8 protein-coding genes are annotated in these 12,222 nt (G+C 40.7%); all 8 read left to right on the top strand.

Annotation, left to right across the window (positions count from 1 at the left end):
* Positions 1 to 260 precede the first annotated feature (260 nt).
* Complete coding sequence (locus tag EO119_RS07880; RefSeq protein WP_062402273.1) at positions 261 to 1,064, top strand: MetQ/NlpA family ABC transporter substrate-binding protein; 804 nt, start codon at positions 261 to 263, stop codon at positions 1,062 to 1,064.
* Between the two features lie 332 nt (positions 1,065 to 1,396).
* Complete coding sequence (locus EO119_RS07875; protein WP_126941370.1) at positions 1,397 to 2,731, top strand: NAD(P)-dependent oxidoreductase; 1,335 nt, start codon at positions 1,397 to 1,399, stop codon at positions 2,729 to 2,731.
* Positions 2,732 to 3,795: 1,064 nt separating this feature from the next.
* A complete protein-coding gene (ilvD, locus tag EO119_RS07870) occupies positions 3,796 to 5,466 on the top strand; it encodes a dihydroxy-acid dehydratase (RefSeq protein ID WP_009353988.1) in 1,671 nt (556 codons plus the stop codon).
* An 81-nt stretch (positions 5,467 to 5,547) separates the two neighbouring features.
* Positions 5,548 to 6,774 (top strand): threonine ammonia-lyase, encoded by a 1,227-nt coding sequence (gene ilvA / locus EO119_RS07865; RefSeq protein ID WP_062402280.1) that lies wholly within the window; start codon positions 5,548 to 5,550, stop codon positions 6,772 to 6,774.
* Positions 6,775 to 6,806: 32 nt separating this feature from the next.
* Positions 6,807 to 8,528, top strand: coding sequence for a biosynthetic-type acetolactate synthase large subunit (ilvB, locus tag EO119_RS07860; protein WP_126941368.1), 1,722 nt, complete (start codon positions 6,807 to 6,809; stop codon positions 8,526 to 8,528).
* Positions 8,521 to 9,015, top strand: coding sequence for an acetolactate synthase small subunit (gene ilvN / locus EO119_RS07855; RefSeq protein WP_009353959.1), 495 nt, complete (start codon positions 8,521 to 8,523; stop codon positions 9,013 to 9,015). The genes ilvB and ilvN overlap by 8 nt, the downstream gene beginning before the upstream one ends.
* Positions 9,015 to 9,818, top strand: coding sequence for an ABC transporter ATP-binding protein (locus EO119_RS07850; RefSeq protein ID WP_126941366.1), 804 nt, complete (start codon positions 9,015 to 9,017; stop codon positions 9,816 to 9,818). The genes ilvN and EO119_RS07850 overlap by 1 nt, the downstream gene beginning before the upstream one ends.
* A gap of 164 nt (positions 9,819 to 9,982) precedes the next feature.
* Positions 9,983 to 10,993, top strand: a complete 1,011-nt coding sequence (ilvC, locus tag EO119_RS07845; RefSeq protein ID WP_126941364.1) for a ketol-acid reductoisomerase — start codon at positions 9,983 to 9,985, stop codon at positions 10,991 to 10,993.
* Positions 10,994 to 12,222: the final 1,229 nt, after the last annotated feature.

Raw genomic sequence — 12,222 nt, 5'->3', positions numbered from 1 at the left:
ATCTTATGCCATTTGTAAAAAGTTGACATATAGTTACTCCTTTCAAATAAAAACATGATTATAATAACTTAAATATTTTAGAAACTCAATTATTTGTGACTATGAAAAAAAGTTTTAATGTATATAATTTATAGTTTTTACCTATTAATAGTGTAATAAAATTTATATTGGGCAAGAGAAGATTCTTATGATATTCTGTATACTCAGAATTGAAATATAAATTTTATTAGTAGTATTTGTAGTTATGAAAGGATAGAATTATGAAATTAAAATCACTATTCACACCACTATTGGTGGGTATATTGGCGTTAGGTATTGCGGGCTGTAGTACATCGACAACAACGCAAGAAATTAAAATTGGCGCTACGGCAGGTCCTCATGCACAAGTGGCTGAGGCGGTAGCGAAAGAAGCACAAAAGCAAGGCATCCAGTTGAAAGTAGTAGAATTTTCCGACTATATCACACCAGATAAAGCCTTGGCAGACGGAGATATCCAATTGAACGCATATCAACATGTGCCGTTCTTGGAAAACTTTAACAAGCAAAATAATTCTAAACTAGTGCCAATCGGCAAAACCATTTTAATGCCAATGGGTATCTACAGTAATTCTGTAAAATCTCCTATCGATGTGAAAGACGGCGACACAGTAGCAATTCCAAATGATCCAACGAATGGTGGACGTGCCTTAGCCTTGTTACAACGAGCAGGTCTTATTAAATTGAAAGAAGGCGTTGGTTTTAAAGCTACAGTAGCAGACATTGTGGAAAATCCTAAGAACCTAAAAATTCAAGAGCTAGAGGCAGCACAATTACCTCGTAGCTTAGATGATGTGACATTAGCGACGATTCCGATGAACTACGTGCAAAGCGCAGGTATCAACGTAGGTGAAAAAGGATTGTACTTAGAACCAAAAGATGAGCCATTAGCAGTGATGATCTTGGCTACACGTGAACAAGATAAAGACAACGCAACATACAAAAAAATTGCAGAGATTTATCAGTCTGAGGCCATTAAACAATTCATTGCAGAAACTTTCAAAGGAACCATTACATCTGCAAACTAATCACTATGAATATAGAGGCCTACCCATGAGGTGGACCTCTTTTTTGCATCGTTGCAAGGATAGTGAAACGATAGGCGTATCGTTTCATAATATATAAAAATACATAGTTACACACAGTGCGCACATATGATATACTATAGAATATATCTTTTAGTACTTTCACTAAGAAAAGGAGCACTTTTAGTCATAGATATAGCAAGGGTGTAGCCATTGTTACAGTGAAGTATAGTTGCCTATGGTATACTATAGATATGATATCGGAATCAATAAGAACCTATACATAGAGTATATAAAGGAAAAGTGTGTCACCAGAGTGGTGCAAGGAGGTCTTTATGGAGTTAAGACATGAACTAGAATTTGATAAAGATTATACGATGGAAGAGGCCTTTGCAGAGGCAAAGCGTTGTTTGAACTGTGCGAAGCCATTGTGCCGTACAGGTTGTCCTATTGAAAATGAAATTCCTCGTTTCATCCAAGCTATTGCACATGGTAATTTTGGATTAGCCAACGATATTATTGCAGAGCGTAGCAGCTTGCCAGCGGTGTGCGGCCGTGTGTGTGCTCGTGAAAAACAATGTGAAGGGGCATGTATTTTAAATCGTGCGAACAAACCCATTAATATCGGTAAATTGGAGCGCTTTGCTGCAGATTTTGAAAGCAATAATAATCTTCGCAAGATAAAACCAAATCGTAAAGACCAAGGTAAAATCGCTATTATTGGTTCTGGCCCTGCTGGATTAACAGTGGCTGGAGATATGGCAAAATTAGGCTATGATGTGACAGTATTTGAACGCCAAGATGAGCCAGGTGGTATCCTATTGTTTGGGATTCCGGAGTTCCGTTTAGGCAAAGAAATTGTACGTCGTGAAGTGAAGCGTTTAGAAACATTAGGTGTTACTTTTGAATGTAATGTCACTATCGGTCCAGATCGTAACTTAGATGCTCTGTTTGAAGAAGGTTTTGATGCTATCTTTATTGCTACCGGTACTCATGTGCCAATGGAAATTTCTTTACCAGGTGATGACAAAGCAGGTATGTTACAGGCGATGGCATTATTGACATCTGTACAATTAGTACAAAATGGTAGAGCTGAAGAATCATTAATTCCTGTATATAAAGGTGATAAAGTTCTCATCATCGGTGCTGGTAATGTGGCGATGGATGCGGCTCGTACTTGTGTTCGTCTTGGTGCTGAAAGTGTAACAGTGACGTATCGCCGTGGAGAAGAACAAATGCCAGCAAACCCATCTGAATTTGAAGAAGCAAAAGAAGAAGGCGTTCATTTTGAATTCTTAGCCGCTCCAAAAGAAGTAACTGGTTCAGATATCGTGGAAGGGTTGACATTTACACGACAAGAATTACAAGAAGATGGATCTGTGAAAAGCACTGGCGAAGACTTTACGTTACCAGCGGATAAAATCATCGTGGCCATCGGTCACAAACCAAACACACGCTTAGTGGGTCCTGGTAATGGTATTGAAGTGAATGAGTCTGGCTATGTGGTGACACGAGATATGCCATATGGTATGACAAGCCGTCAAGGTGTATTCGCAGGCGGTGACGTAGTGCATAAACCAGCTACCGTAGTATTGGCTATGCGTGAAGCTAAAAAAGTAGTAGAAGGTATCGTAAACTACTGCGAGGCAAAACGCTTTTTAGGGGAATAGGGTTTTATTCTTTACTTAACTATGCTATAATAAAGACAAGCGAAAAAGAGTAATGGTGATTCCATAAAGCTCACCAAAAAAAACACCCAGGTGGCGAGACTTGGGTGTTTCTTATATACTAGAAAATATACTAGGAAAGTGATATAATGGATTTGGATAAATTTGAGGATTTTCTAATTGCAAACAAAAGAAACCCCACGGTCTGCCAACCGTGGGGTTTTAATTTTTTTGTAATTATGATATAATGTTGGCAAGCGAAAAAAGTGTGAAAATAGTTAACATTAGGTTCACAAAAAACACCCAGGTGGCGAGACCTGGGTGTTTTTATTTGTCTATATAGCTGACAAGGCTAGGCTAGTTACTTCTTAAATACTCGATCTAACCATTTACAAATGTAATAAGCGAGAACATTTGCCGTAATCGAGATAAAAAGTGTAATAATTAATGTTAACATTAAGTTCACCCCCTTTCTGTTACCAGTATGGGGGAAGTAACACCTATAGTATAACAGATTGTGGAAAATAACACATCTGAAAGAGTAAAAAAATATAGATATCTACTTGCACACAGTGGACAAAGGTGTTACAATAGTAGACAGTTATTTTATTTTTAAAGTATTACACTTATAGTTAAGATTCGTACGCATATCGTACAGAAAGGAGATTATCATGGCATTGTTAGCAATTCTCGTGCTCGTCCTGTTCATTTTAGCGAACGTCATTAGAACTAACAATTCCATAGAGGTCGCCTTTTCTTCGGTAGAGCTACCATCTTAGGTTTCTTTGTGTACAACATAAGGAATCTAGGGTGTTGTAGTCTATTTGATTAACGTGCATACATATATATGAAAAGGCGATTCCTCAGGGATCGCCCTTTTTTATGTCTAACATAGTATGTCAGAATACTAGATGTGGATTGGGAACATGTTAGATATAAAATCATAGAACTATCCAATAGAAATCCCATTCAATTATTTCAGTGTTATGCACATAGTATATAGACAACAATATGCGACTATAACAAGTGTTATAAATCATGTTTATATAAGTAGAAAGGATCATTATATGGTACGCAGTGATAGAGTAGCAAAAGGAGCTACAAGAGCTCCTCATCGTTCATTATTAAAAGCATTAGGTTTCATCAACGAGGAAATTGGAAAACCAATCATCGGGATTGCCAATTCTTTCAACGAAATCATTCCAGGTCATGTGCATTTGAAAAATCTTGTACAGTCTGTGAAAGATGGTATTCGCGAGGCTGGCGGTATTCCTATGGAATTTAATACCATCGGTATTTGTGATGGATTGGCGATGAACCACATCGGTATGAAATATTCCTTGGTGACACGCAATATTATCGCTGACTCCATTGAGGCCTCTGCTATGGCCACGCCATTCGATGCAATGGTATTCATTCCTAACTGCGATAAAGTCGTGCCAGGTATGTTGATTGCGGCGGCTCGTTTGAACTTACCATCTGTATTCGTTTCTGGTGGTGCGATGCTAGCAGGCGTGCACAATGGCAAAAAAATAGGTTTATCCGACGTGTTTGAAGCGGTGGGTAAATTTGAAGCAGGCCTCATTTCCGAAGAAGAATTAGAACATATTGAAAACGTAGCTTGCCCAACTTGCGGATCTTGCTCTGGTATGTATACAGCGAATACGATGAACTGCTTAACAGAAGCATTGGGTATGGCATTACCTGGTAATGGTACGATCCCAGCAGTATACTCCGAGCGTTTGCGTCTAGCAAAACGTGCGGGCATGCAAGTAATGGAAGTCTTGCAAGAAGGCTTACGTCCAAAAGATGTATTGACGAAAGAGGCTTTTGAAAATGCGGTAGCAGTTGACATGGCATTGGGTGGATCTTCCAATACGGCGCTACATTTACCAGCCATCGCTCATGAAGCGGGCGTATCCTTAACATTGGATGATTTCAACCGCATTGCAGGTGATACACCACAATTGGCTAAATTGTCTCCATCTGGTAAATATTTCATCGAGGATTTACATGCCGCAGGCGGTGTGTATGCGGTAATGCATCGTTTACAAGAACAAGGACATTTACATGAAAGTGCAAAATCTGTGAGCCTGGTGGATCAAGGTACGATTGCTAAAACTATGAAAGTCCTAGACGAAGATGTGATCCATCCTTGGAGTGACCCAGTGTACACCACAGGTGGTATCGCTGTACTGAAAGGTAACTTAGCTCCGGACGGTTCCGTGGTCAAAGAAGGTGCTGTAGATCCAGAAATGCTCGTTCACTCTGGTCCAGCAAAAGTCTTCAACAGTGAAGAAGAAGCAGTAGAAGCAATCATGGGTCATAAAATTGTGAAAGGCGATGTAGTCATCATTCGCTACGAAGGTCCAAAAGGTGGTCCAGGTATGCGTGAAATGTTGACACCAACAGCGACGATCACAGGTATGGGTCTTGGTAAAGACGTAGCCTTGATTACAGATGGTCGTTTCTCTGGTGCTACTCGTGGCGCATCCATTGGTCACGTATCTCCAGAAGCAGCATCTGGTGGCACTATTGCCATCGTAGAAGATGGAGATATCATCGAAATCGACATTCCAAATCGTTCCTTGAATGTGAAACTTTCAGAGGAAGAAATTGCACGAAGAAAAGCAAACTTAGCACCGTACAAATCAGATGTCACAGGGTACTTGAAAAAATATGCTATGCATGTATCCTCTGCTGCACAAGGTGCCATCGAAATCCTAGATGAAGCATAAGAGGGAATGTAGTCAGGATACATATCTATGAGGGAAGTACAGGTCCGTAGATAGAATACATATTTAGGAAAGGACGTTTATATGCATAAATTATACGATTTCATGGAGGCTAGGGAGCGATTGGCTACCATCGCCGTGAAAACAAAATTAATTCATAGCTCTGTGTACTCGCAAGAAACAGGCAATCATGTATATATTAAACCAGAAAATTTACAGCGCACAGGGTCTTTCAAATTACGGGGCGCATACAATAAAATTTCCAAATTAACAGAAGCAGAAAAAGCCTGTGGCGTTATCGCCGCCTCTGCAGGCAACCATGCGCAAGGTGTGGCGCTAGCAGCACAACGATTGGGCATTAAAGCAGTTATAGTTATGCCACGCCATACACCGCTCATTAAAGTAGAGGCGACGCGCCAATACGGAGCAGAAGTAGTGCTCGCTGGCGAAGTCTATGACGAAGCTTATGAAAAGGCTTGTGAACTACAAGAGAAGCACGGCTATGTGTTCGTCCATCCTTTCGATGATGAAGATGTCATTGAAGGGCAAGGGACCATTGCCTTAGAAATTTTAGAAGAATTACCAAATGCAGATATTATTTTAGTACCAGTTGGTGGTGGCGGATTGATCTCCGGCGTGGCAGCAGCAGCTAAGCTAAAAAATCCACAAGTAAAGATTATAGGCGTAGAACCAGAGGGCGCAGCCAGTGCAAGAGCTGCTGTAGAAGAGGGAAAACCAGTAGCACTTCCATCGGTGAGTACAATTGCAGATGGGGCAGCCGTAAAATTAATCGGTTCCAAGAATTTGGAATACATCCAAAATTATGTAGATGAAATCGTAACTGTATCCGACTATGAATTGATGGAAGCTTTCCTATTATTGGCGGAAAAACATAAAATCATCGGTGAAAATGCTGGCTTACTTTCAGTGGCAGGTTTGAAAAAATTACGGGTGCGAGGCAAAACTGTGGTTAGTATTTTGAGCGGTGGTAACATCGACGTATTGACCATTGCGTCCATGATTACTAAAGGCTTAGTCGTACGAGGTCGTATTTTTACATTTGCTGTGAATTTATCAGATAAACCAGGTCAATTAGTGGCAGTATCTGAAATCTTAGCAGAACAAAATGCGAATGTCATTAAACTAGAACATAATCAGTTTAAGAATCTAGATCGCTTCCATGAAGTGGAGTTGGTGGTGACTGTAGAAACGAATGGGGAAGATCATATAAAAAAAATTACGGCTGCCATGGCGGACCGTGGATATACGATTCACCGTATCAGTTCTAATGAATTTAATGAACATGACTAATGGATGAGATGGATATAGAAAGAGGATAAACTATGAGTGAACAGAAGATGATTCGAGGAGCTCGCATACTCCTAGAAACATTGAAGCGCTTGGGAGTGACAGACATATTTGGTTATCCCGGCGGCGCCGTAATTCCTATATACAATGAAATTTATGATTTTGAGGGAATCAACCATTACTTAGCACGCCATGAACAAGGGGCGGCTCATGAGGCAGACGGCTATGCTCGTGCTTCTGGCAAATGTGGTGTGTGCTTGGCTACCTCTGGCCCAGGGGCGACGAACCTTGTGACAGGTATTATGACGGCGCATATGGATTCTATTCCTCTCTTGGCCATAACAGGTCAGGTGGCCAGCCACTTGCTAGGAAAAGATGCGTTCCAAGAATCTGATATCATTGGGATTACCATGCCAGTGACGAAAAATAATTACTTGGTACAGGATATCCGAGATATTGCGAGAACGGTGAAAGAAGCTTACTATTTAGCCACAACCGGTCGTCCAGGCCCTGTGCTAGTAGATATCACACGAGATGCGCAATTAGCAGAAATCTCTTATGAAGAATTTGAAGCAATCTTTAATGAACCGATTTCCCTAGAAGGCTATGATCCAAATTATATTGGACATAAAAAGCAAATCAAAAAGGCTATCGAAATTGTAAAAGCAGCGAAACGACCGTTGATTATCGCTGGCCATGGGGTGTTAATATCAGGCGCTACAGAAGAGTTATATAAATTAGCCACTACCTGTCAAATTCCAGTCACAAATACTTTACTAGGATTGGGGTCTTTTCCAGGAGAACATCAATTATCCTTGGGGATGCTAGGTATGCATGGCACCGTATATGCGAACTATGCCACCAATGAAGCGGATGTAATTTTGGCATTGGGTATACGATTTGATGATCGTATTGCAGGAGTGCCAAAAGAATTTTGCCCACAGGCAACAATTGTACATGTAGACATTGACCCAGCAGAAATTGAAAAAAATAAATTAATCGACGTACCTATCGTAGGGGACTTGAAACATGTGTTGAATGAAATGAACCATGAATTGACACCGCAAACCCATGAAGATTGGTTGGAACGTATTCGTGAATGGCGCGAGGAATACCCAATTCGCGTTCGCCCTCATGAGGGAGAGTCTTTATTACCACAAAAAGTAATTCAAGAAATCGATAATATTGTGAAGGGCAATGCCATCGTGGTCACAGACGTAGGGCAACATCAAATGTGGGCATCTCAATTTATTACCTATTCGAAACCGAATACCATCATTACATCTGGTGGAGCTGGTACGATGGGCTTTGGTTTGCCTGCAGCCATCGGTGCGCAAGTGGCACAACCAGATACAAAAGTGGTGCTCATCACAGGGGATGGGGGCCTACAGATGAATAGCCAAGAATTGCTCCTATTAAAAGCTTATAATATCCCTGTGAAAGTGGTCATCATCAACAATGGTTTCTTAGGCATGGTTCGCCAATGGCAAGAACTCTTTAATAACCATCGCTATTCCTTCGTGGATTTATCCATTAGTCCAGATTTTGAAGTGTTGGCACAAGCGTATGGCGTGCGAGGTGTGACACTGTCCACCATCGAAGACTTGCGTAGTCAATTACGAGACCTTATCTTATCCGATGAGCCAGTAGTGATTAACTGTATTGTGGAAAAAGAAGAAAATGTGTTCCCAATGATTCCAGCAGGTTGCAGCGCCAAAGATATGATTGGATTGAAAGGAGGCCCTGACAATGAGTAAAGTACGACAACACCAAGTGCTAGTCATTACAAAAAATAAACCAGGTATCGGGGCTCGTATCCTGTCCCTCTTTAATCGTCGTGGGTACTCCGTTACACAAATGACATCTGGCATCTCTATCCCTAATCATCATGCACGGATCACATTGACCGTAGAAACAGACGAAGTGCAATTAGATCAAATTCAAAAACAAATCTATAAATTGATTGACGTCATTAAGGTCAAAATTTTCTCCCCAGAACAAGTGGTGCGCCGTGAATTAATGCTTATTAAGGTGAAAGCAGATGTATCTGTGCGACCGCAGATTATCCAATTAGCAGATGTGTATCGTGGTAATGTACTCGATGTAGGTCCTAACTCCATCATGATGGAAATTACAGGAGAAACGCAGAAACTAGATGCTTTCATAGAAATTATGAAAGAATATGGCATTCTGGAAATTGCAAAAACAGGTTGCACCGCTATGAGTCGTGGAGAAAAAATGTAATGGCTATACCAAAGCAAGGTGAGTTGTTACATTACGAAGGAGTTACCTTTGTCCGCAATGGGGAAGCGATTTTACAAGGTGTGGACTGGCATGTGAACACAGGGGAAAACTGGGCATTACTCGGCCTTAATGGAGCAGGCAAGTCCACCTTGCTAGGCATGATTATGGCCTACACCTGTGCCACCCGTGGTGAGGTGCGTGTCCTAGGGCATACCTTTGGACAATGCGTCTGGAAAGATGTGAAAGATCGTATTGGATTCGTCAGCTCTACCTTGGGGCAATTTGAACGTACTATGCGAGACGAAACGGTGCGACAAATTTTGCTATCTGGAGCGCATGGCACCATCGGTGTGTATCGAGAAGTGATAGAGGAAGAAGAACAACGCTGTGATATGGTCCTAGCAAGTATGGGATTACAACATTTACAACATCGCCACTTTGGGGTACTTTCCACAGGGGAGCAACGTCGTGTTTTAATCGGTCGTGCTTTGATGACGAGACCAGATTTGCTCATCTTAGACGAACCATGCAATGGGTTAGACGTACCGAGCCGAGAACAATTGCTCCGTCATCTCAATCAACGTGGGACTCAGGACAGTCCTTATCCGTTTATCTATGTGACGCACCAAATCGAGGAAATCCTTCCCACAGTGACCCATGTGGCACTATTAAAAGAAGGCAAAATCTTTCAATCGGGGCCGAAATATGAGGTCATTACCGATGATATTTTATCGGCGCTCTATGGTTTGTCTGTGAAAGTGACTTGGGTCCAAGATCGACCTTGGCTGCAAGTACTTTCATAAAATGTTTTTATAGAGTGTACAAAGATATTTTTAATCATACCAATTTATCATACTAAGTATGGTAAATCCGTAAGCCGAAAGGCTGAAAATCAGTTGAATTTCACTAGAAAATCTAGTAAATTATAAACATTAACACATGTATTACAAAGTAGGAGGTTATCACAATGGCAGGTAACATTTTAGGCACACAAGTATTTTATGATGCAGATTGCAATCTACAAGCATTAGTAGGTAAAAAAATTACAGTTCTTGGCTACGGTTCCCAAGGTCATGCACATGCATTGAACTTGAAAGAAAGCGGCATGGACGTACAAATCGGTCTTCGTAAAGGTTCCAAATCCTGGAAAGAAGCAGAAGAAGCTGGTTTCGTAGTAAAAGAAACAGGGGATGCTGTAAAAGGTGCAGACGTTGTGATGATCTTGATTCCAGATGAATTGCAAGCAGAAACTTACGAAAAATCCATCGCTCCTAATCTTAAACAAGGTGCGTACTTGGCATTTGCTCATGGTTTCAACATTCATTTCGGTAAAATTAAACCAGCTGCTGACGTAAACGTATTCATGGTAGCTCCTAAAGGCCCTGGTCACTTAGTACGTCGTACATTCCAAGAAGGTTCTGGCGTTCCTTGCTTGTACGCTGTATACGCAGATCCAAGCGGAGATACTAAAGAAGTGGCATTGGCATGGGCATCTGGTGTAGGCGGTGGCCGTTCCGGTATTTTGGAAACTGACTTCCGTCAAGAAACTGAAACTGACTTATTCGGTGAACAAGCAGTACTTTGCGGTGGTGTATGTGCATTGATGCAAACTGGTTTCGAAGTATTGGTAGAAGCTGGTTACAACCCAGTTAATGCATACTTTGAATGTGTTCATGAAATGAAATTAATCATCGACTTGATCTACGAAGGTGGTTTCGAAACAATGCGTAAATCCATCTCCAACACAGCTGAGTTCGGTGACTATATTACAGGACCAAAAGTAATCCCAGCAGCAGCGAAAGAAGCTATGCGCGGTGTATTAAAAGATATCCAAGATGGCAAATTTGCTGATCAATTCCTTGGTGACTATGCAGCAGGCTACCCATACCTTAACGAACAACGTAAACAATCTGCAGCACATCAAGTAGAAGAAGTGGGCGGCGAATTACGTAAATTGATGCCTTGGATCAAAAAGTAAAAAGTAAATAGCCTTCATATAAATCATGAAGTAGTATAAGGAAAGCACGCAACACACTCCTTCACAAACGGTATTTCATAATGTTTGCTCAGGAGCATGTTGCGTGCTTTTTGCTTACAGGATACTTAGAGGAAAAGAAGGCTATTTACTTTTGGGGGCTTTTTGTGACGGAACTTATTTCGCTATGTAGCCTTGTGGCGTTTGTAACTAAATAGAAGCAAGGGGAAGAGCACGACATATTCTGACCCGAACTGATACAGTGGTTAGGTTTGCTCCGGAAGATGTCGTGCTCTTCTTGCATTTGTATGATTTAGGTAAAAAGGAACGCCACAAAGGCTGCTACTCATAACGGCATTCCTCAGAGTATTTAGTTCATATAAACAGTACGAATAGATTGTGCTATAATTGAAATTGTAAGAGTCATTGGCGTGTTGTTAGGCTCATCTCTTCCTATTATGGGAGGAGGTGATTTCTATGAGAAATTTTAGAAAGTTATCTTTATTGATAAAGTTTTTTAAGTTGATTATAGATATTTATCGTTTCTTTCAATAGAAATGAAAAAGCCTAACGTAACAATAAGTATTCGCAGTACTTATACACGTTAGGCCATTTCTCTTTATTCTTCTGAGATGAGCCTAACGCCAGCAGACGTCGATGGCTCTTCTTTTGTTGGTTTAATTATAGCACAGTTAATAGGAATATTACAAATGCCACAAAGGCTACTACGCGTAACGGCGTTCCTTAAGATGATATTCATAATATTGTTAATTCGCATAATGTATATCTAGGTGTATAATGGTGGTATGAGAGTCACTAATGTGAGTTAGGCTTGTCTCTTCCTAATTTAGGAGGAGGTGATACTATGAGAAAGTATGAAAAGTATACTTTATTGCTTTATCTAATTTCTGTAATAGTAAGTATCATTGACCTGTTTAAAGATCTATTTAAATAGATAATGAAAATGCCTAACGTAAAGATAAGTATAACCAGTACTTATACACGTTAGGCATCATCACATTTTGTTGTTTTGAGATGAGCCTAACGCTAGCAGACGTTGATGGCTCTTCTTTTGTTGACTTAATTATAGCATAGGTTATAGGTGCAATACAATCGTCATTTGTTTCGCTATGCAGCCTGTGGCGTTTGTAACTGAATAAGATAAAGGGAAGACCGTAACACACCCCTTCTCAAACTATACAGTGGTTATGTTTGTTCAGGGGTATGTTACG

Source organism: Veillonella sp. CNR 79/14 (genome assembly GCF_003992185.1).
Lineage (GTDB): Bacteria > Bacillota > Negativicutes > Veillonellales > Veillonellaceae > F0422.
This window is presented reverse-complemented; position numbering and strand designations above follow the sequence as displayed.